The following is a 21,613-nucleotide window of genomic DNA, read 5'->3' as shown; positions in this document are numbered from 1 at the left end:
GGTCAGCGTGGTGTCGACGGCCGGAGTCCTTTGGTGGAGCTGGGCTCGTTCAAAGCGGCGTCGAGCAAGACGGTGCGCATATCGACCAGTGCGTGTGAGTCGGCCGATGATTGCGCTGCGCCCGAGTCCGCCCGTACGGGCGGACTACTGAGCCTTTCCGAGCAAGATCTCGAAGCTGTGTAGCGGCGCGTGGGTGCTGGCCGGAGGGGCCCGGGGGGCTGACATGCGTGAAACCCCTGGCAGAAGTGGTCTTGCCTAGAGATCAACTTCATAGCCAGAGGTTCCTCAATAGCGTCTGCCACTGGGGCTATGCATGCCTGGGCGATGGTGTAGCGACGGTATGGAACGGTCGCCGAGCGCGCCGGGCTCACACCGGGTTCCGTACGGCCGGAACTGCCCCCAGGCCGAGGCGAGCCGGCAGGCCGCCGGGTATTGCTCCTCGACCACCCCGGGCAGTGGGCACAGTTTCGGGAGAGCTTCCTGACTGAGGGAGTCCCCCCACACCTGTGCTGGTCACCACCGTCATCCTGACTTCAAGCCTGGAAGCCCCGCGAGCTGGAAGTGCTCGATGCTGGAGGCGGTGGTGAAGGACGCGATCGCGGGCGGGCGGGATCTTTTGGCCACGATTCCGTCTCGCTGGTCTGGCCAAGCCTCGCGTCCCGGTGCTCCTGGGGCCGGAGTTCCGCTGTGGACGCGGCACGATAGGGCGGGCCTCTAACGGGAGGTCTTGCCCGACAAGACCGATGACCCGTTGCACCCGGTGCCGCTGGACCCGGCGAGTTGCCGTATCAGTCGAGTTCGCGAAGGGCGTCGGCGAACTGCCGGATGGGTCGGCGCACCGACTGATCCGACACTCAGGCCGCGTGCGGAGTGATCACCAGGCCGGGCGTGCGTGATTCGATGAGCGGCCCTTGCCGCGAGCGCAGTTTCGCCCACTCGTAGCAAAGGCCGCGTCCGGAAGAGACGGCATGTTCGGCGTGGTGAGGGCTCGGAGTCAGATGTCGATCTGCGAGCCGGGTGCGGTGTGACGAGCATCTGATCGTCGAAGGCGAAGACGCTCATCGCAACGTGTTCGCTGGAACGAACCCGGCGATCACACGGTGCCGGCCAGCGAGGTGAGGTCGGCGATGATCTCCGAGGCGGTCACCGGATCCAGCTCACCGAAGCGGGCTTCCCCATCGGTCAGCTGAACGGTCTCGATCCGTTGCTCCGGCTCATCGTCCGGGCCGCCGAAGGGCAGGCCCGGTTCCAGGTCGACCAGGACGCGCCGGCCAGCGGGCAGCACGCGGGAGATCCCGGAATAGTCGGCGCGCTCCCAGCCGCGGTGGCGCAGGGCGAGAACCCGCACGGTGCGCACCGTGAGACGCTCGAAGCGGGCGAGGTGCTCGCTGCGACGCTCCTCCTCGGTGAACGCGTATGTTCCCCTCTCGATCTGGGGGAACGGTTGCAGGATCTCGTAGTCCTCCAGCGCCTCCCGCCACGCGGCGAGATCGTCGCCCAGATGCAGCGGGTGCGCGATGCCGACGGCCGCCGTGCCGGGAAGCGTGAACGGGGCATCGTGCACGTCCGCGAACGTGCGGTCCTCGGCGACCCGGAACGCCGTCGTCACGCCGTCCTCCTCGGCCAGCCAGACAAGGCGGCGGGCGATGTGCCAGACCAGGGGGTGCACGACGAACAGGTCCCGGAACTCGGCCGCGGTCCACCGCCGTTGCGTGACCATGGCCCGCTCCAGCCGCCGGATCTGGTCGGCGGACGCGGTCCGCGCCACCTTCTTCATCGAGGAGAAGCGCTGGTAGGCGGCCGGGGCCAGGTCGGGGTCGTCGCTTGCGCCCGGCCGGGGCAGCGTTTTGCGCCGCCGCCCGTCCTCGTCGAGGACGAACGGGACGAGCGCCTCGTCGAAGCCCACGGTGAAGCGGCGCGGCCCGTAGTCGAGCGTCATGCTCCCGTCATCGTCCAGCCCGAAGTCCGGCACCGTGCGGTCGGCGAGCTGCTCGGTCGTCAGCCCGCGGCTCTCAGCGATCTCCGCGATCTTGTCCTTGGCCTGAGCCTTGAGCCCTTTGAACTTCACCCGCTGGGAGATGCCGTGCAGGTGCATGAGCGCCAGGTCAGTGCCGATCGCGGCGAGCACGTCCAGCCCTTTCACCGCCTTGTGGTGGCCCGCCTCGCCGGGCCAGACAACGATCGCGGCGGCCAGCTTGCACACGGTCTCGTCGTCGCCGAGCCGGCCGAGTTGATCCAGCGCCCAGCCTTCCTTGGCCGGTGCGCCGTGCTGCTCCCAGCGTTGGAACAGCGCCCACGCGAATTCGGCCAGGGAGCGGCTGTCGCACAACTCGCGGACCACGCCGACACCTGCGTAAATCTCGCCCGGCTTGGAAATCGCCAGCATCGTGATCACGTGATCGGCCGCCGCGAACGGCAGCGCCCGTTCGCGGCCCCGCAGCAGGATCTGCGGAAGCGCGCCGGGATTGGCCCAGTCGCCCACGGCCGGCATCCGGTCCGGCAGGAACTCCAGCGGGTCGGCCACCAGCGCCTCGATCGCGCTCGCCGCCTCGTCGCCGAGGTCACGTGCGGCCGCCACGATCTCGTTGGCACCGGTCCGGCCGGCCAGCAGCCGCAGCGCCCTCTCGGCCTGCCTCCGGTCCCGTCCGGCCTTGCCGAGCGCGGCGGGGAACAGCATTCGTGCGGCGTCGGCGCCGTGCCGGTCGAACCAGGTGAGCGCCGCCTGCCGGGCTGGCTTCTTGCGAGCGAGCCAGTCGGCCATCAGCGCCGCGATCTCGGCGTTCAGGTACGGGAGGAGAGTTTCCCCGCATTCGGCGGGGTCCTCCTTGGCGCCCTTCAACACCACTCCCAGGGCGTCTCCACCGAACCGGCCCGCTACGCGCTTCATCCAACGCGGTTCCCACCAGAAATCGCCGTCACAGTCGGCGAGCAAGGGCCGGGCCACCTCTTCGGGCCCCAGCACCAGCAGTTCGACCTTCTTGCGCCAGGCCAAGCGCCCGGATCTGAATTGTTCGGCCGCCGCCTCCCAATCGGTGTCGGCCGGGTCGAACTCTGACGTGTGGAGGGCGAAGACGGACCAGGTCTCCCGCTCGCCGGGCGCCCATGTCATCTTCTGCTCGCCGGGGGGTTCCAGGCCCGCGATGACGACCGGCTTCCGCACCGCACGCTCGCGGGTCCACGGCGGGTCGACCAGCAACCCGGGCAGGTCGTCCGGCTCCGCTTCCGGTAGCCGCACGTCGGTCGCGACGACCCCCTCGACGGCCGCACGGGACCCGGCCGGCAGATCGGGCAGCATCGTCGCGGTCAATTCCGGGTGGGCCCGGACGTGACCGGCGAGCAGCTCGGTGGCTCCGGCCGCGGCCAGCAGCCGCAGCGCCCGCGCCGGGAACCTCGTCATCGCCTTGGTCAGCGCGGGCTCGACGAGCCGATCACCGGCTCGGTCGACCAGCACCTGGAACGCCTCGTCGAAAGGCATCAGGGCGATCACCTTGAGCAGCCGTCTACGCTCGTCGTCATCAAGGGTTCCGCGGCCGTCCAGACCCTGGACGAACAGCGGGAGGGCGTCCGCTCCGGCAGTGTCGGCCAGCGTGACGAGAGCGCCCATGGGGTAGCCCTCCCAGGTCAGGTTGCCCTTGGCAAGCCGCTCCGGCGTGCCGATCGCGAGTTGCAACCACTCCAGCCCGTACGAGCTATCGTCCAGCCAGTCCTGGCATTCCTCCAGCCAGTCCTGCCGTGTCGGCACCAGATACGACACGACGACCTTCTGCTGGAGGGTCCGGCGGTGCTCCGCCAGCCTTTCGACCGCCTCCCGGTAGTCGCTGTCACCGGCCGCCGCCAGGAGGGTGCGCAGACGCCGTGCGGCCTCCTGGCCGAGCCAGAGGTTCTTTCCGGCCCGAAAGCGGATCGTCGCGCCGTCGATCCAGGTCGCCGCGGCTGTGCTCAGTTCGACCAGCGCGCACGCCGCGAACGCCAAGCCGTGCTCCACGCTCCAGGCGTCGACGAGCCTGCTCTGCAACTCCGGCAGATCGTCGGGGATGCCACCCTTGGACCAGCCGCCGTAGCGGCTCCGGACCCAGTCGCGGTCGTCCCCGTCCTGCCGCTCGTCGGGGACGCCGTGCTTCCTGACCCAAACGCCGTTCCGCCAGTCCCAGTCGGACGGCGACCCGCTGCCGGGCACCGTCCGCTCGACCTTCCACGGGATCAAGGCGACCACCGCCGCACCCGCCGGGTCGGCGGCGCAGGAGAGGTACCGTCGCGCGGCGTTCACCCACTCCGGACCTGGCGCCACCCTGGCGATCAGCGATTCGGGGTCCGGCCACTTCTGTTCGCGCTGCTCCCGCAGCGACGCCGCGGCGGTCTTGTCGATCTTGATGGCCGGACCAGGGTGACCGCCTCGCCGCGGATGCAGCTGCCGCCGCAGCTCGGTGGGAAGCATCAGAACATCCTCATCCCGCGCCGGGGGGCGTTGATCACCCATGACGCCACACCGTAGGGCAGGCATATGACAAGCGGCCGTCATTCAGGCTTACGCAGCGCCACGCGCGCGCCCGCCCTGCCGATCGCGCTGCCCCGGTTCTGCGGGGCCCTGTTCTGACGGCTCAAACTGAGGTGCCGCGGCGCTCAGGGGGATGATAGGGCCTGGGTCGGGGGGAGCAGGGCTGCTCGGCGGGCGGGGTAGAGGCCGGCGAGGGCTCCGATGATGACCGAGGCGGCCGTACCGGCGGCGATGGCTTCCAGGGGAAGGACGAGCGGCCAGGAGCGGTAGACCGCGTAGCCCAGGGTGGCGCCCACGCCCAGCAGGAGCCCGATCGACCCGCCCAGGACCGAGAGCGTCACCGACTCGGCCAGGAACTGCCGGCGGATCTGGCGGCGGGTGGCGCCGAGGGCCCGGCGCAGCCCGATCTCCTGGCGGCGTTCGAGCACCGAGATGACCATGATGTTGGCGATGCCCACCCCGCCGACCAGGAGGGCGACGGCCCCCAGCCCGAGGAGCAGCCCGTTGAAGGCGGACTCGGCGGCCAGTTGGGCGGTGAGCGCCTCGGAGGGTCTGCTCACGGCGACCTCCTCGGGGTGTTCGGGGGAGACGGTCTCGGCGAGCACGGCGCCGACCGCGGTGACGGTGGAGTCCGTCGAGCGCTCGTAGATGCTGGTCGGGTGCCCGTCGAAGCCGAGACTGAGGGCGTACGGCCAGCCGATGAGCGCCGATCGGTCGATCTCGGGGGCCAGGGGGAGCACGCTGAGGATGCCGCTGACGGTGAACCAGCGACCGGCGATGAAGACCTGGTCGCCCACGTGCCGGATGCCGAGCCGATCCGCCGCGACCGCCCCCAGCACGACGACGGGGTAACGGGCCGTCGCCTCGTTGAGGAACCTGCCGGTCTTCAGCGCGGGGCCATCGCCGGTGCCGAGGGTGCCGAGCAGGTCGAGCCTGGTGGCCTGGACCGCGATCCCGTTGGTCTCCGATACGGGAATTTTGTCGGTACGGCGCACGGTGGCGCCGGGCACCATGCCCACGCCCGACGCGGACGTCACCCCGGGGATCCGGCGCACCATCGCGATGGCGTCCCGGGGAAGAGACGAGGTCTGGCCACGCAGTGTCTGACCCGGCGCGACGGTGAGCATGTTCGTGCCCAGGCTCTGGATCTGCTGCATCAGTCCGGCCCGGCTGACCGTGCTGATGCCGAGGACGGCGGCCACCGCCGCGATCCCGATGGCGATGCCGAGCGCCGACAGCGTCGCGCGCAGCGGCCGGCCGCGCAGCCCGCCGAGCCCGACCCGCAGGAGATCGCCGGAGCGCAGCCGCGCCGGCTCGGGCAGCGGCACGGCGCCGGTGGTACGGGTGATGACCGTCATGAATGGGCCTCCAGGTCCAGTCCTGCGCCGGGGCAGGTCGGGTCGTCCGCGGTGGGGCCCGAATCGGAACGGATCTGACCGTCCAGGATCTCCACCTGGCGCGGCATGGCGGCGGCCACCGCGATGTCGTGGGTGATGACCGCTACGGCGGTGCCGTCCCGGTGCAGGTCACGCAGCAGCTCGATGATCTGGGCGCCGGTGGCCGAGTCGAGATTGCCGGTCGGCTCATCGGCCAAGAGCAGCGAGGGCCGCCCGACGACCGCCCTGGCGATGGCCACCCGCTGCCGCTCCCCGCCGGACAGCTGGTGGGGCAGGTGGTGCCGGCGATGGCCGAGGCCGACCCGTACGAGCCAGTCGCTCGCCAGGGCGCGCCGTCGACGCGGCGACAGGCCGCGGTAGAGCAGCCCGTTCGCAACGTTGTCCAGCGCCGACAGGTGACCGGTCATGAAGAACTGCTGGAACACGAAGCCGATCCAGTGCGCTCTGATCGCGGCCAGCCGCTCGTCGCGCAACCCGGCGATGTCATGCCCGTGCACCGTGACCAGCCCGGAGCTGGGCCGGTCGAGTGTGCCCATGAGATGCAGCAAGGTGGACTTGCCCGAGCCGGACGGCCCGACGATCGCCAGCGACTCGCCGGGCCGGATGGCCAGCGACACCTCGCGCAGTGCCCGTACGCCACCCGGATAGTCCTTCGAGGCGGCCCGCAGCGCCACCACCGGAGCCGTCATGTGATCGGCACCTCCACCTTCATCCCGGCGGCCAGTTGGCCGGTGACCTGCACCTTTCCGTCGGCGAAGGCACCGAGTCGTACGGGGACCCGCCGCGTACGGCCCGCGGCCTCCACCACCGACACCGCGTAGCTTCCGTCGGGCGAGGCGAGCAGGGCGGTGACCGGTACGGCCAACACGCCCCTGTGCACGCCGCTGCTGAATCCGACGGTGACGGGCGCGCCGTCGAGACGACCGGCGGCCGAGGCGCGGCTGAGCGTGATGTAGACCGGGATCGTGGCCGTCTGGGTGGCCTGACCCGTCTGCGCCTGCCCGTTCTCCTCGGTGTTCTCGCTGGTCGCGACGCTGCCCACCGAGGAGATGCGGCCGGTCGTCTGCTTCCCGCCGGGCAGTTCGACCCGTACCTGTGCCCCCTTGCGCGCGAGCGTCTGCCGGCCCACCGGCAGGTTCACCGTGACCTGACGGGTGGTGCCGGAGGCCGTCATCAGGTTGCCGCCCGCGGACCCGCCGGGTACGGCGCTCACCGCGGTGACCCGCAGGGCGTGGGGTGCGGCGACGACGTCCCCGATCTCGACGATCCCGTCCTCGGTGACGCCCAGGTCGTCCTGCCACTCCTTGATCGCCGCCGTGGTCGCGTAGCTGAAATGGCGATCGACGGTCAGGCCGTCGCCGTAGCCGAGAGCGGCGAGGTTGGTCTCCAGCAGCCGGACGTCCCCGCCGTCGCTCATCCCGTGCTCCAGCGTCCGCCAGAGAGGCGACGAGCCGTACAACAGCGGGACACTGTGCCCGTCCACCCCGTACACCCGTTCACCCCGGCGGATCACCCGACCCACGGTGGGCATCCACGTGATGCGGCCCTGCCCGGAGCCGACGATCGTGAAGCTCCCGGCATAGCCGAGCGTCCCGTCCACCTCGGTCCGCTCGGCCAGGTCAGTGCGCTCGACGGGGGCCGTCGTGGTCGTGGGAGCGGGCGGCGGCCCGTCGCCCGAGCCGTTCCCGAGGGCGACCACGAGTCCCGCGGCGCCGAGGGCGACCACCACACTCGTACCCACGAGCAGGAGAAGCCGTCGCCGCCGGGTGGGGGATGGCATGTCGGCCGTGTCCGCCGGCGCGGTGTCCAGCGCCGTCATCGCGCCGGCTCCTTGGTCGCGTCGCCTTCCGCCTTGCGCAGTTCTTCACGGCAGGCATCGCGCGCCGCCTCCACCTTCTCCTCGGTGTCGCCGGGACCCAGGTTGATCCGCGGGGGTTGGCCCGGCTGCGGATCCGGCGCGTCGATGCCGTGTCTGCGCAGGCACTGTTGGTTCTTGAGCACTCGGTCGATGAACGCCGGGTCGTTCCGATCGATGTCCCCCTTCGGGTCGTACTGCCGGCATGCCTTCCTGGCGGCTTCGAGTTTGGATCGATCGCCGCCGCCGAACTCCAGCCCGCCGCCGGGGGTCGGATCGGGCACGGGCAGGCCCTGCTTGCGCAGGCACTGGGCAAACTTCAGCTCCATATCCCGGAGATCGGCCTGGGCCGCGCCCTTGCCCGCGCCCTTTTTCTGCTGCGCGTCCGGCTCGCCGCCCGAGCCGCAGCCGGTCAGCCCGGCCAGGGCGAGGGAGGTCAGCAGGGCCGCCGCGGTGTATCGAGGTCTGATCATGCGTGCCAGGGTGACCCGACGGCGGTTTCGCACCGGTCACCGCGAACGTTGACCGCCACGTTATGCGCCACCCGTTACCAATGAGCCATGCGGATACTCGTGGCCGAGGACGAGCGGGTGCTGGCAGATCTGGTGGCCGACGGATTGCGCCGCCACGCCATGGCGGTCGACGTGGTGCACGACGGCGCGGCGGCGCTGGAGCGCCTTGCGGTCAACGACTACGACGTCCTGGTCCTGGACCGGGACCTGCCGCTGGTGCACGGCGACCAGGTCTGCCGGGAGCTCGCCCAGAACGGGGCGGACGTACGCATTCTCATGCTGACGGCGGCGGGCGCCGTCAGTGAGCGCGTGGCCGGGCTGGGCCTCGGTGCCGACGACTATCTGGCCAAGCCCTTCGCCTATGCCGAACTGCTGGCCCGCGTCCAGGCGCTCGGCCGGCGCCGTGCCCCCGCACTGCCGCCCGTGCTCGAACGGAACGGGATCGTGCTCGACGCGCCGCGTCGGCAGGCGTCCCGGGACGGCCGCTTCGTGCCGCTGTCGCGCAAGGAGTACGCCGTGCTCGAGGTGCTGATGCGTGCCCAGGGCGCGGTCGTGACGGCCGAGGAACTGCTGGAACGGGCCTGGGACGAGCACACCGATCCGTTCACCACCGTGGTCAAGGTGACGATGAGCAAGCTGCGGGCCAAGCTCGGCGAACCGCCGGTGATCACGACCGTGCAGGGCGGGTACCGGCTGTGAGGGCCCGGCTCGCCACGATGAGATCCCGGCTGTGGACCGTGCGGATGCGGCTCACCGCCCTGTACGCCGCGCTGTTCATCGTCACGGTGACCGGTCTGCTGGTCGTCGTCAACATGCTGCTCAAGCGGGTGCTCGTGGACAAGGTCGTGGTGGGCCTCAGCAAGCCCGTCAAACACACCGTCGGCCCGTTTCCCGACACCGGTCCGGTGTCCGGCGCCGGCAAGTCGTACGATCCGAAGCTCGAACTGCTGAAGCAGAGGGAAGCGCAGGCGAAGGCCCAGGACGTCGGGCAGAGCGTTCTGGGTTACCAGTGGACGGTGACGTGGATCGCGGTCGTCGTGCTCGCCGTCATCGCGGTGGCCGCCGGCTGGTGGCTGGCCGGGCGGGTGCTTCGGCCGCTCCAGGTCATCACGGCGACCGCGCGGCGGCTGTCACTGTCCAACCTGGACGAGCGCATCGGCCTCGCCGGCCCGCTCGACGAGCTCAAGGAACTGGCCGACACCTTCGACGCGATGCTCGAACGGCTCGAGCGCGCCGCGGCCGGCCAGCGCCAGTTCGTCGCCAACGCCTCGCACGAGTTGCGCACCCCCTTGGCGATCCAGCGGGCGGCGATCGAGATAGGGCTCGAACATCCTTCCCTCGACCGGATCCCCGAGACCCGCGAGCAACTCCTGCAGGCGAACCTGCGAACCGAGAAGCTCATCGACGGGCTGCTGATGCTGGCCCAGGGCGAGCGTGGGCTCGACCACCGCGAGCCCGTCGAGCTCGACAGAGTCGTCGCCGAGATCACCGACCACCATCGTGATCTGGCGGACGCCGGTGGCGTGGCTCTGGAGGTGGACCTCGCGCCGGTCACCGTGAGCGCGGACCCGGTGCTGCTGGCACGGCTCGTCGGCAACCTCGTGCACAACGCGATCAAGCACAACCATCGCGGCGGGCGGGTTCTGATCCGCACTTCGCCCGTCGTCGGCCTGCTCGTGCGCAACACCGGTCCAGATGTCCCGGCCGACCGCGTCCCCGAGTTGTTCGAACCGTTCCGGCGGCTGCACCAGCCACGCACGGGCACGTCGGAGGGCGTCGGGCTCGGGCTTTCCATCGTCGCCGCGATCGCCGACGCCCACGATGCGAAAGTGTCCGCCGCACCGAACATCGGCGGTGGTCTGACGATCAACGTCAGAGTGCCGGCGCTCACTCCGGCTCAGGGGCACCGACCGGCCGCGGACTGAACCTGGACCGTTCTCGCGACCTGTCATGTCCGGCGGACTCGGGCGGGCAGAGCCGGACCACGTCGCTATAGGCGGTTGGCGGGCAGGTCGGGGGACCTCATCGTTGAACACGATCGAAGGGGAAGGCCGGATCACCCGGCCTCCCCTTCGATCGAAATCTCAAGGCCGGTCGTGCAGTGGATCAGTCGCCGTCGATCTCGATGTCGATGCCCACGTCTTCCAACGCGTCCTCTAGCGCGTCGAGAGCTTCCTCGGTCGACTCCTCCGGCTCGGACGATCCGTCGAAAATGCCCATGGGAAAGCACTGCCTTTCGCGAGTGTGAGAACCCGTGCTCTCGAAGAGCGCGATGATCACAGAAGATCATAAGCTCGAAGCCGCGCCGATCCCGGCGTTTGCGGCCATTCAGGCTCCCATTACCATCTCCAGGGGCCGAGGAGGATCGGCATGTCGTGGCATGTGACCGGTCCGGTCTCGGCCGCCGAAGGAGAGATGTACGCGTGGAGACTGGATCGTGGTCACCGCCCATCCCCAGGGGATCCGTCGCGGTGGACGCGTGGAAACGGCTCGACCGCCGGACCCGGCGGGACCTGCTGCGAAGCGCGGCGGCACACCCCGACCCGAGCGTGGCAGCGGTCGCGGTCGGATACGCACGGACGAATCTGGGCGGCCGATGGTGGCTGCGTTCACTGCGGTCGCTGTGGTCCATTCCCGTTACGTTCGGCGTCGCCACGTTGCTGGTGGTGTCCGGCTCCGTACCGCGCTGGCCGCAGTTGTCCGCGCTCGTGTTCGCGAGTTGTGCGGTGGCCTTCTTCTGGGACGTGGTCAGGCTCACGAGGTTGCGGCTCGCGTTCATCCGGATGGAGAACGCCAACGCCCCCAGCCTGCTCGCCGGCGAGACCGTCACCTCGACCATCGGCCGGGCGGAACCCGCAGGTGTCGGTGTCGGTGTCGGCGAGAGCCTCACCGTCCGCTATAGCCGCAAGACCCTGGTCAGCTGGTACGCCGGAGTGGCGGTGCCATGGGTCGCCGCGGTCGCGGTGTCGCTCGTCGAGGAAGAGATCTTCCTCTACGTCCCGGCGATCGTCGCCGCGATCCTGCTGACGCTCGTCCTGGCCTACTTCGCGATCCTCGCGATCATGGGGCTACGGCCGGGTCGCGGGGCCGCGGTGCTGGATCGGCAGGGAATCTCCAGCCTCCTCCTGGACGTGCGTGTGAGCTGGCAGGAGGTCGCCGAAGTACGCGTGCTCCCGCAACGCACGACGGCGCTCACGAAGACCCGCCATCGGGTGGTCGCCTTCGTCCTGGCCGACCCGGAGCCGGTGCTCGCGCGGATGGGGCGCGGGAAGGCGAAAGGGGCCCGGCTGGACCTCCGCTACTACGGTTCTCCGCTTTCGCTGGCCGATCAAATGCTGGATCACAGCGTCGAGCAGATCGCCGCCGCCGTTCAGGCTCTCACCTCGGTTCCGGTACGCCGCTTCGACGGATGACCGCACGGTCGAGGGAAACGGCCGCGTGACGAAGCGATGCGGACGGCCGGGTCGCGGCTCCGCGACCCGGCCGTCGGCGCCTGGACGAGCGTTGGGGTCAGCCGCGGCGCCATTTCTGGTTGGCGCCGCCGGTGCAGTCCCACAACTGGAGCGGGGTGCCGGTGCCGCCCCAGCCGGTGACGTCGACGCACTTGTTCGCCTGGGGGTTGACCAGGTCGCCGGCGCCGCTGAGGACGAACTGCTGGGCGGGGTTGCCGCTGCACCGAGCCAACTGGATGGCGGCGCCGTTGGCGGTGGAGCCCCAGGCGACGTCCATGCACAGCCCGAAGGCACGGATGGTGCCGTCCCCCGGGAACGTCCATTTCTGGGCGTCGGTGGGGTTGCAGTCCCACAGTTGCAGGCGCTGCCCGTCGACGCCGTTGGAATTGGGCACGTCGATGCACTTGTCCTGCCAGCCGATGATCCGGCTCGTGCTCCCGCCGCCCGTCGTCGTCAGGCTCAGGCCGTACACGTTCAGGATCTCGTTGACCGGCTGGTAGAAGGTCGTGCCACCGCTGGAGCAGTTGCCGGAAGCGCCGGAGGTGACGCCTTGGGCCTGGTCGCCGGTGATGTAGGGGCCGCCGGAGTCGCCTCCTTCGGCGCAGGCGCTGGTCTGGGTGAGTCCGTAGACCAGCGATCCCGAGTAGTTCACGGTCACGTTCTTGGCCTGGACGACGCCGCAGCGCCAGCCGGTGGTACGCCCGGAGCGGCAGATCGACGCCCCGATCGGCGCTTCCTGGGAGCCGGCCACCGTGACGTTGCCGCCGCCGTGGTTGTTGACCCAGGGGCGTGGCGTCCAGTCGCCGTTGGTGCGCACCCACGCGTAGTCGTTGTCGGGGAAGGACGACCCGGCGAAGGTGCCCTGGCCGACGTTGTTGTATCCGAGGGTGGGGCTCCCGGCGCGCCCGCAGTGCCCGGCGGTGACGAAGCCGCCGTTGTTCACCGCGAAGCCCACCGAGCAGAGGGTGTTGCCGTTGATGACGTACTGGTCGCCGCCTCGTATGTCGTACACCGGCCGCGCGGGCCGGCCGACGGTGACGTGCACCGCTGTACGGTCGGCGGCGCCGGCCGTGACGAACCTCTCGGCGGCGGCGCGGTCGACCGCCGAGACCACGACCATGTTGGCGGCCGGGTCGACGTACCAGCCGTACACCTTCTTGCCGGCGGCTGCGGCGGACCGGTCGAGCGCCGCCTTAATCGCGGTCAGCTGCTTGTCGCTGCGCCGTACGGTGACGGGCTCGGCGCCTGCCGCGCGGACGAGGCCGGCGTCGCGTGCGTTCAGGACACCGGCGGCCAGCCGTTGCCGCTCGGGGGCGTACCAGGTGCCTGCGAACCGATCGGCGAGGCGGGCACGTACCCGCCGTTCAACGAGGGCCGCGGCCGCCTCGTGTGCCTGGCGGACGCGCGCCCGCGCGGGAGTCAGATCGAGATCGCGTTGCAGCGCCTGCTGCATGGTCACTGCCGTGGCGGTCGCGACCGGGCGGGGATCGGGGGACGGGGCGGCATGTGCGCCTGGGGCGGGGAGGACGAGCGCGACGGCGAACACCGCCGCGCCGGTCAGCGCGGTGAGTCTCACGGGAGTCCTTCAGCGGGGGGTGGACGAGACGTGAGAGCGCTCTGAAAGGAACCTTTACAGTTGTCCGATCCGCCGTCAAGGCCCAAATGATCCAGAGTTGGCGAACGGGCTCGGTGTGGACCCGACGGTGTCGTCTCGCTGCTTTGATCTCTCGGTGACCGGGCATCCCGATGCGCCAGGCGCATCGCGTCGAAAGAGTCTTTCGAAAGGGTCTTTTGAGAGCTAGGCTCCAAACATGGACGAGCCCATGCGCAAGCTGCGGGATCCACGAGAGCTCCGGGTGCTGGCACACCCCGTACGGCTGCGGGTGCTGCAGGTCTTGTACGAGCGGGGCACCGCGACGGCCACCGAGGTCGCCGAGGTGGTCGATGAGAGCCCCGCGAACTGTTCGTGGCATCTCCGTCAGCTGTCCAAGCACGGTTTCGTTGAGGAGACCGGTGAAGGCAAGGGACGGCAGCGTCCGTGGCGCCCGGTGGGACGACCACTGCAATGGGGAGACAGCGAAGAGTCCGGCGAGCTGGCCGCCGCCAGTGACGAGCTGAGTGCGGTGCTGCTGGATGAGGAGGTCGGTAGCTTGCGTTCGTGGCTGGCGTGGCGGCGTACCGACCCGCCCGAGTGGCAGGACGCGGCGAATTTCAGCCAGACCTCGGCGTGGCTGACGGCCGAGGAGTTGGCCGAGGTCAACGCAGAGATCGCCGCGATCATCTTCCGCCGGCGTGAGCGGATGGTCGATCCGTCCAAACGCCCCGAGGGTGCACGCCGGATCCGGATGTTCGCCTGGGCGTTCCCCGCGGATCCGCTGCCCGGCGAGCCGCCGCCGGCCCGGAACGCCATGTGATGGGGGCGCCGCTGCGAGGCCGCGACATGCGGCTGCTGTTCGGCGGTCTGGCCGTCAGCATGTTCGGCGACTCGCTGATGCTGCTGGTCTTCGCCATCTGGGTCAAGACGCTCACCGGCTCCAACAGCGCCGCCGGCCTGGTGCTGCTCTTCGTGGCCCTGCCTTGTGCGGCCGCCCCGCTCGGTGGCTGGCTGGTGGACCGGTTCCCGCGTCGCCGTTTTCTGATCGGCGCCAACCTCGCTTCGGCGCTGATGCTGCTTCCTCTCCTCGCCGTCCACGGCCGCGATGACGTGTGGATCATCTACCTGGTCGCCGCCCTGTACGGGATCTCCTGGGTCGCCATCACGTCCGCGCTCAACGGGCTGCTCAAAGAGTTGGTCGCCGAAGAGGCACTGGCCACCGCCAACGGAGCGTTGCAGACGGTGAAGGAAGGGCTGCGGCTGGGCGGCCCGCTGGTCGGAGCGGCGCTGTTCGCCACGCTGGGCGGGACCGCCGTCGCGGCGATCGACGCGGCCACCTTCCTCGCGGCGGCGGCCTCGATCGCGGCGATGCGACTCCGCGAGCGGTCCCCGGAGCGGGCGGGCCTGCACTTGTGGGACGAGATGACCGCGGGGCTGCGGCACCTGGCGGCCGAGCCCGTACTGCGTCGCGCGATGACCGCCGGGGCCATTGCGTGGCTGGTCGTCGGCCTCATCGAGTCGGTGTCCTTCGCCATCGTGGACCAGGGACTGCATCGGCCACCGGAGTTCATCGGCGTGCTCGCCTCCGCCCAAGGCGCCGGCTGCATCGCCGCGGGCATCGGCGCCGCCCGGATCATCGGCCGTGTCGGCGAGCTTGCCGCGATCGCGATCGGCCTGGCCGCCTTCGGAACGGGTTGCGGCCTGTGCATCCCTTCGGTTCTGACGACCGTGCTCGCGGGCAAGGCCATGGCCGGTGCGGGCATCACCCTCGCCATGGTCGGGTTCGCCACCGTCCTGCAAAAGCGGACGCCCCAGCCATTGATCGGCCGGGTCTCCACCGCCGCCGAGACGATGACCAGCGGGCCACAGACCATCTCCCTCGCCGCCGGCGCGGCACTGATCTCCCTGCTCGACTACCGTCTGCTGCTCGCGACCATCGTCCTCGGCATGCTCACCGCCGCCGTCCACCTGTGGTCCGGCCGCCGATTGACGGCCCCGGCCCGGGCGGCGGCCGTCTCATGCGAGTGACCGCATGGAGGTGCCTCCGCGGACCCGGGCCGCTTCCGGTCACGTACGCCTTAGGTCTTTGGCAGGGACATCCGGACGCCGGTGGCGTGGCTCTGGAGGTGGACCTCGCGCCGGTCACCGTGAGCGCCGACCCGGTGTTGCTGGCACGGCTCGTCGGCAACCTCGTGCACAACGCGATCAAGCACGACCATCGCGGCGGGCGGGTTCTGATCCGGGAGCACCTGCGACGAGATGCCTTTGGCGCGCGCAGCCCTCCCCTTACGGGCAGGAACACCGGGCCCTTTTTCCGACCCGGTGTTCCTGTGGTGGAGCATGTCGAGCGCGCCCGAACGCTCCGTGGTGCGGGGCAGCGGGCCTGCTAGCAGCTGGCCCTCGCGGAGCCGAGGACGGCCAGCGCGTTCCCACAAACATTGATGGGGATGGAGATCGGAACGCTGAGCTGATTGCCGCTCAGGAGCGAGCCCTCATTGGTCGTGCTGTCGTGCGCGGACGCGGGCGAGGCCACCATGAGCGCACCGGCGGCCGCGACCGTCACGATCCCAGTGGCGGCGAACTTCTTGAGCATGTGAGTCCTTCCGGACGTAAGGGCCGGTACGGCCCTTCCTGACATTCAGGTCCGGCCGCCGGCCGGATGACCGGCGACACGTACCGTAGCTACCCGACTACTTACCGGAGAAGATCCAGGGAGACTCAAAGACAAGCCGAGAGCATCATCGCCAAGTAATCGGAGCGTCACCGTTCACTCGGGTCGCAGTCGTTTCCACCGGTGCGGCACTCCAGAGCGGAGGTCCGGGCGCGCCGCTTGCGTCGCCAGATGATCACCCTTCGGGGGGCGCGGCGGAGACGCGAGGCGTCGCGTCCAGGACCGAACCGTCTCGGGTCCCCCTGGCGCTTCGGTTGGCGTGCTTGCGGGCCGCGAACCGGTGGGCTTCGTCGAGCAGGTGCCGTACCTCATCGATGGTGTTCGCGGCCGGGCTGACCACACCGACCCAGTACTGCGATCCGTAGTACGGGTGTGGCATGACCTGGTCCCGCGCCGAGTAATCGAATCCCGTGTCGAGCACACCGTGCTCGTCCCGGTCGGTCGGCGGGCCCGAACCGCGAGGTGTAGGTCGCCATCGGCCGTCCGGGCTGACGACCAGGCCGGCGCACCGAGTGATCCACGGGCCAGGTGGTGGCGGACGGGCCGATGCGGCGAAGCGACCGGTCGGCCGACGACCGGCTGTGCCGGGCTCATGTGGTTATGGTGATGGCCCTGGGCCATCACGATCGAACGCGGGTGAGCCGATGAGCAAGGGGCGGTGGCTTCGGGGGAGCCGGGGGCAAGGCCATTCGTCGGAGGCGTCGGAGGCGTCGGCGGCGCGGCGAGCGGGAGTGACAAGAACCGACCGGCACGCGGTCGAGAGCCTGCTCGCCGGAACGCCCCGTCAGGCGGAGTCGGAGGTCTCCGCCACCTGGGCCGTGGGCGACCGTGTCATTGGCCTGTACGAGGTCCTGGACGTCTATGAGCAAGGCGGCATGGGCGTGGTCTACCGAGTCCGCCACCTCGCCTGGAACACCGAGCTCGCGGTCAAGAGCCCGCGCCCCGAACTGTTCCGCGGTGACGCGGACCGGGAAAGGTTCGTCCGCGAGGCGGAGACCTGGGTTTCGCTGGGCCTGCATCCGCACGTGTGCAGCTGTTACTACGTGCGCACCCTCGGCGGGATTCCGCGGGTGTTCGCCGAATACATGGACGGCGGGAGCCTGCGCGAATGGATCGATGAGCGCCGTCTTCATCACGGTGGTGGGCAGCAGGCCTTGGCGCGCGTCCTTGACGTGGCGATTCAGGTCGCCTGGGGCTTGCAGCATTCGCATGACCAGGGCCTGGTTCACCAGGACATGAAGCCGGCCAACGTGCTGCTCGACGCGGCCGGGACCGCCAAGGTCACCGACTTCGGGCTCGCCCGCGCACGCCCCGTGCCCGTGTCCGTGCCCTCCGGCTCCGGCTCGGTGGCCGGAGCGAGCGTCCTGGTGAGCAGCGGTGGGATGACACCGGCCTATGCCTCGCCGGAACAGATGGCGGGCGCGGATCTCGGTAGGGCCACCGACATCTGGAGCTTCGCCGTCACTGTGCTGGAGATGTTCACCGGCGAGGTGAGCTGGATGGCCGGGCCCGTGGCGGGTGCGGCCCTCGCCGATCTCCGCGAACGGGGCGAGCTCGCCCGGATGGGCATGCCGGCGGCGGTCGCCGCCCTGCTCGCCCGTTGCCTGCGCGATGACCCGGCCGAACGCCCCGGCTCGATGTCCGAGGTGGCCGCCATACTGAGCCGGATCCATACGGACGAGACCGGCCGGCCGTACCCCCGGCCGGAGCCCGTCGCGGCGCGGCTGCGGGCGGATGAGCTGAACAACCGTGCCCTGTCCCTGCTCGACCTCGGCCGGCGGGAAGAATCGGATGCGGCGTTCCAGGAGGCGCTGGCGGTCGACCCTCAGCATCCCGAAGCCACGTACAACGCCGGCGTCCTGCACTGGCGGGCAGGCCGCATCACCGACGAAAGGCTCGTGCGCGACCTCGGAGCCGTGTACGCCAGCACGGGCGAGTCCGCCCGCGCCGGGCACCTGCTCGCGAACGTCCATCTGGAGCGCGGCGATCTCGCTACGGCCGTACCCCTGCTGGAGGAGGCGGGTCGGCGGGAGCCCGGGAACGAGGAGATCCAGGGTTCTCTTGACATCGCGCGTTCCGGCCGGATCGGCGGCGGCGACCTGCTGAGCGCCGTGGAGCATCCGTCCTGGGCGACGGCCCGCCTGAGCGCTGATGGTCGTTATGCGGTCACCGGTGACGGCGATGGCACGGTGCGGCTCCTGGATTTTGTGGACGGCCGCGTTTTGGCCGCGTTCCAAGCGCACGGCGGGGTGAAGGTGGTCTGCCTGAGCCTGGACGGGACGAGGCTGCTGACCACCGGACAGGAGATCGTGGGGGACGGCTGGCATGACACCCTGCGGCTGTGGGACCTGCGGACCGGACAGTGCCTCAGCGCCCACGTCCATGACGCGAGCGTGGAATCCGCGTGCCTGCGGGCCGACGGGGCCGTCGCCCTGTTCGGGAGCAACGACGGGACCGTACGGGAGTGGCGGCCGGGCATCGGCGACCGCATCGTGGCCGGGCCTCGGCACAACTGGAACGGCATCGTCAAGCACTCGGTGTGGCTGAGCGCCGACGGCCGCCTGGGGCTCTCCGGCACCGTTGGCAAATACGAGCCACGGCTGTGGGACATGGAGACCGGCAGGTGCCTTCGCACCTTCGAGGGGCACACGGACACGGTGTCCGCGGTGCATCTGAGCCCCGACGGCCGCTGGGCCCTGTCCGGCGGCCCCGATCGTACTGTTCGGCTGTGGAACGTCGAGACCGGCGACTGCGTGCGGACGTTCGAGGGGCACACCGCCGAGGTGCTGGCGGTCTGGGTCAGTGACGACGGACGCCGGGCGGTGTCGGCGGGCTGGGACCGGGTCGTACGGCTGTGGGACGTCGAGACCGGCCGCTGTCTGCGCTCCTTCGAAGGGCACACCAGCCACGTCGCCTCGGTCTGCATGACCCCCGACGGACGGCTGGCGCTGTCGGCCGGGGGCGAGGGAAGCGTCCGGTTGTGGGAGCTGCCCGAACGCGATCAGTACTGGTGTTCGCTCATGCCCTGCCGCCCGCGTTCCACTGCTGAGCTGTCCGACCTCGACGCGCGGGTGGAGTCACTGGTCGACGAGGCCGAGCGGGCCACCGCCGAGGGGCGTCCGCGGGAGGCGCTCGACCTGCTGACGACGGCCAGGGGACTCCCGGGGCACGAGCGGGCGCCCCGGGTGTTGCCCGCGTGGCGGACGCTCGCGCGGACCTGCGTACGGACGGGACTCAGGGCCGCCTGGGCGTCCCGGACCCTTGACGGGCACGCCGAATGGGTGAAGCACGTGAACGCGAGCGCCGACGGGACCCTCGCCATCAGCCAGAGCTGGGACGAGACCGCGCGGTTGTGGGAGATCGAGACCGGTCGTTGCCTGCGCACCTTCGACGGGCACGACGGGGTCGACGCGGCCGCACTGAGCGGCTCCGGCCGCTTCGCGCTGATCGGCCATTGCAACGGCGACCTCCGGTTCTGGGACGTCGCGGAGGGCCGCTGCCTGCGCACGTTCGAGGGAACGCGCGGTCTCAGCGAGATCCGCCTGAGCTTCGACGGCCGCCTGGCGCTCACACAAGGCCGGATGGAACACACCGTGCGGCTGTACGACACACAGGCCGGCCGCTGCGTGCGATCCGTAGTAGGGGCCAACGGCGTGCACTCCATCGCCCTGAGCGACGACGGACGTCTGGCGCTCATCGCGAACGGGGAACAGCAGGTCCAGGTATGGGACCTGACCGGCGATCGTCAGTTGCCCCCGCTGACCGGGCACACCAGGTTGCTCCGCGCGGTGTGCCTCAGTGCCGACGGACGGCTCGTCCTGTCCGGGGGAGCGGACCCCGACATCCGGCTGTGGGATCTGGCCACCGGGCGATGCCTGCGGACCCTCACCGACGCCGTCGACAACGTGAAGGCGCTCAGCATGAGCGCCGACGGGCGCTTCGCGCTCTCCGGCGGCGAGGACGCCGCCCTCCGGCTGTGGGACGTGGACACCGGCGAATGCCTGCGCACCCTCACCGGTCACACCAACCGCGTGACCAGCGTCGATCTCAGTGCCGACGGCCGTTTCGCCCTGTCGGCGGACATGGACGAGACCGTCCGTACATGGGAGCTCGACTGGGAACTCCAGGTCCACGACCCGGCCGGGTGGGACGACGGCGCGCGGCCCTTCCTGGAGCAGTTCCTCGCTCGGCAGATGACTCCGGCGTTCTCCGGGCATGGCAGGCGGTCCTGGTCGGAGGAGGAGTTCGAGGGCCTGATCCGCCGGCTCGAGTACGCCGGTTACGGCTGGTTGTCCTCCGCGGGCGTACGGGCGGAGCTGGAACGCCTTTCGGAGGACTGGCAGGTATGAAGGCGACCGTCACGCTGGAGGTCACCGAGGGGGCACTGCGGGGCCGGAGGTTCGTCCTCGGCGAACGCTCGACCTGCATCGTCGGGCGCGCGGCGGATTGTTCGCCGCGGGTTCCCGACGACAGCGACCACCGCACCATCTCGCGGCACCACTGCCTGCTGGACATCAACCCGCCGGACATCCGCGTCCGCGACTTCGGCAGCCTCAACGGCACGTACGTCAACGGCGTCAAGATCGGGCAGCGGGAGGCCGGCCAGGCACCCGGGGAGGCGGACCACTCGCTGTTCCCCGAGTACGACCTCCGCAGCGGCGACGAGATCGCTCTGGGCCCGACCGTGCTGCGCGTGCACATCGATGCCCCAGAGTCGGAGCCTCCCGGCCCGGCGCTCACACCGTCCGACCCGGGCGAGGTGGTACGGCACCTGGTCGACCGGGCGGCGGGCGGCGAGCCCGCCCTGGCCGCGCTCGCCGACTACCGGCTGGAGCGCGAGCTCGGACGAGGCGGAATGGGCGCGGTCTTCCTCGCCCGGCACAAGGTCACCGGGATCCCCATCGCGGTCAAGGCCATGCTGCCCAAGGTGGCGGCGGATGATCGGGCGCGCGAGCGGTTCCTGCGAGAGGCCGAGGTCAGCCACAAGCTGCGGCACCCCCACATCGCCTCGCTGTACGACCTCGGCAGCGACGGCCGGACGTTCTTCTTCACCCTGGAATATTGCGCCGGTGGCAGCGTGCACGACCTCGTCACCGGGCGCGGCGGCGTCCTCACCGTCCAGGAGGCGCTGCCCATCGCGTTCCAGGTGCTCGACGGTCTCGGTCACGCTCACCGGCAGGGCGTCGTGCACCGCGACCTGACGCCGCACAACGTCCTGCTGCAGCCCGGACCGCTCGGCGAGGGCCCCGTGGCGAAGGTCAGTGACTTCGGGCTCGCCAAGTCGTTCGACCAGGCCGGTCTCAGCGGGCTCACCCGTACCGGCAGCGCCATGGGCAAGCCGTACTTCATGCCGAGGCAGCAGGTCATCAACTTCAAGTACAGCAAGCCCGAGGTGGACGTGTGGGCCCTCGCCGCCTGCCTGTACTGGATGCTCACCGGGGCGTTCCCCCGCGACTTCCCGCCTGCCAAGGACCCCTGGCAGGTCGTGTTGCAGGACGCACCGGTCCCCGTACGGGAACGGAACCCCGCCGTCCCCGTGCGCCTCGCCGAGACCCTCGACCAGGCGCTGCGCGACCGTCCGGCCATCGGGTTCACCACCGCCGCCGACCTCCGCCACGCACTCGAGCAGACGTGACG

At 70.4% G+C, this 21,613-nt stretch carries 16 protein-coding genes; 8 read left to right on the top strand and 8 right to left on the bottom strand.

Annotated features, from left to right (window positions below):
* Window positions 1-1,093: 1,093 nt before the first annotated feature.
* The 5 genes from HKK74_RS14495 to HKK74_RS14475 form a co-directional block, all read right to left on the bottom strand.
* On the bottom strand, window positions 1,094-4,435 hold the full coding sequence (locus tag HKK74_RS14495) for a DUF4132 domain-containing protein (RefSeq protein ID WP_187243719.1): 3,342 nt from the start codon (window positions 4,433-4,435) through the stop codon (window positions 1,094-1,096).
* A gap of 185 nt (window positions 4,436-4,620) precedes the next feature.
* Window positions 4,621-5,853 (bottom strand): ABC transporter permease, encoded by a 1,233-nt coding sequence (locus tag HKK74_RS14490; protein WP_187243718.1) that lies wholly within the window; start codon window positions 5,851-5,853, stop codon window positions 4,621-4,623.
* Window positions 5,850-6,581: an ABC transporter ATP-binding protein gene (locus HKK74_RS14485; RefSeq protein WP_187243717.1), complete on the bottom strand. Its 732-nt coding sequence runs from the start codon at window positions 6,579-6,581 to the stop codon at window positions 5,850-5,852. Before HKK74_RS14485 ends, HKK74_RS14490 begins: the two co-directional genes overlap by 4 nt.
* Entirely contained in the window at window positions 6,578-7,711 is a 1,134-nt protein-coding gene (locus HKK74_RS14480) for a peptidoglycan-binding protein (RefSeq protein WP_187243716.1), read from the bottom strand. The genes HKK74_RS14485 and HKK74_RS14480 overlap by 4 nt, the downstream gene beginning before the upstream one ends.
* Window positions 7,708-8,220: a hypothetical protein gene (locus HKK74_RS14475; protein ID WP_187243715.1), complete on the bottom strand. Its 513-nt coding sequence runs from the start codon at window positions 8,218-8,220 to the stop codon at window positions 7,708-7,710. Before HKK74_RS14475 ends, HKK74_RS14480 begins: the two co-directional genes overlap by 4 nt.
* A gap of 87 nt (window positions 8,221-8,307) precedes the next feature.
* Between HKK74_RS14475 and HKK74_RS14470 the strand changes: the two genes are divergently transcribed.
* The 3 genes from HKK74_RS14470 to HKK74_RS14460 all read left to right on the top strand — a co-directional run bounded on the left by HKK74_RS14470 (window position 8,308) and on the right by HKK74_RS14460 (window position 11,672).
* Window positions 8,308-8,958 carry a response regulator transcription factor gene (locus HKK74_RS14470; RefSeq protein WP_187243714.1) on the top strand — a complete coding sequence of 217 codons (651 nt, stop codon included), beginning with the start codon at window positions 8,308-8,310 and terminating at the stop codon, window positions 8,956-8,958.
* 17 nt (window positions 8,959-8,975) lie between these two features.
* Window positions 8,976-10,184: a sensor histidine kinase gene (locus HKK74_RS14465; protein WP_187243713.1), complete on the top strand. Its 1,209-nt coding sequence runs from the start codon at window positions 8,976-8,978 to the stop codon at window positions 10,182-10,184.
* 498 nt (window positions 10,185-10,682) lie between these two features.
* Window positions 10,683-11,672, top strand: a complete 990-nt coding sequence (locus HKK74_RS14460; protein WP_187243712.1) for a hypothetical protein — start codon at window positions 10,683-10,685, stop codon at window positions 11,670-11,672.
* A gap of 97 nt (window positions 11,673-11,769) precedes the next feature.
* Here HKK74_RS14460 and HKK74_RS14455 read toward each other — a convergent pair whose 3' ends face one another.
* The gene (locus HKK74_RS14455; protein WP_222722262.1) at window positions 11,770-13,287 is read right to left on the bottom strand and encodes a ricin-type beta-trefoil lectin domain protein; all 1,518 of its coding nucleotides are present in this window, start codon (window positions 13,285-13,287) and stop codon (window positions 11,770-11,772) included.
* Between the two features lie 235 nt (window positions 13,288-13,522).
* On the opposite strand from HKK74_RS14455, the gene HKK74_RS14450 reads away from it, so the two are divergent.
* From HKK74_RS14450 to HKK74_RS14440, 3 genes are all read left to right on the top strand, one after another.
* Window positions 13,523-14,125 carry a winged helix-turn-helix domain-containing protein gene (locus tag HKK74_RS14450; protein WP_187243711.1) on the top strand — a complete coding sequence of 201 codons (603 nt, stop codon included), beginning with the start codon at window positions 13,523-13,525 and terminating at the stop codon, window positions 14,123-14,125.
* Window positions 14,125-15,333, top strand: coding sequence for an MFS transporter (locus HKK74_RS14445; RefSeq protein WP_187243710.1), 1,209 nt, complete (start codon window positions 14,125-14,127; stop codon window positions 15,331-15,333). The genes HKK74_RS14450 and HKK74_RS14445 overlap by 1 nt, the downstream gene beginning before the upstream one ends.
* 86 nt (window positions 15,334-15,419) lie before the next feature.
* Complete coding sequence (locus HKK74_RS14440) at window positions 15,420-15,695, top strand: hypothetical protein (protein ID WP_187243709.1); 276 nt, start codon at window positions 15,420-15,422, stop codon at window positions 15,693-15,695.
* Here the strand turns inward: HKK74_RS14440 and HKK74_RS14435 are convergent.
* Window positions 15,692-15,898: a chaplin gene (locus tag HKK74_RS14435; RefSeq protein ID WP_187243708.1), complete on the bottom strand. Its 207-nt coding sequence runs from the start codon at window positions 15,896-15,898 to the stop codon at window positions 15,692-15,694. The two genes, HKK74_RS14440 and HKK74_RS14435, sit on opposite strands and share 4 nt — an antisense overlap.
* A gap of 253 nt (window positions 15,899-16,151) precedes the next feature.
* Window positions 16,152-16,475 (bottom strand): DUF6194 family protein, encoded by a 324-nt coding sequence (locus HKK74_RS14430; protein WP_246491581.1) that lies wholly within the window; start codon window positions 16,473-16,475, stop codon window positions 16,152-16,154.
* Window positions 16,476-16,707: 232 nt separating this feature from the next.
* Here HKK74_RS14430 and HKK74_RS14425 point away from each other — a divergent pair, with 232 nt between their 5' ends.
* Window positions 16,708-20,325, top strand: a complete 3,618-nt coding sequence (locus HKK74_RS14425) for a protein kinase domain-containing protein (protein ID WP_187243706.1) — start codon at window positions 16,708-16,710, stop codon at window positions 20,323-20,325.
* Window positions 20,322-21,611 (top strand): protein kinase domain-containing protein, encoded by a 1,290-nt coding sequence (locus HKK74_RS14420; protein WP_187243705.1) that lies wholly within the window; start codon window positions 20,322-20,324, stop codon window positions 21,609-21,611. Before HKK74_RS14425 ends, HKK74_RS14420 begins: the two co-directional genes overlap by 4 nt.
* Window positions 21,612-21,613 lie beyond the last annotated feature (2 nt).

This window comes from Actinomadura alba, assembly GCF_014323705.1.
Taxonomy (GTDB): domain Bacteria; phylum Actinomycetota; class Actinomycetes; order Streptosporangiales; family Streptosporangiaceae; genus Actinomadura_C; species Actinomadura_C alba.
Note: the sequence above shows the minus strand (reverse complement) of the source record. Positions and strands in the feature narration are given on the sequence as shown.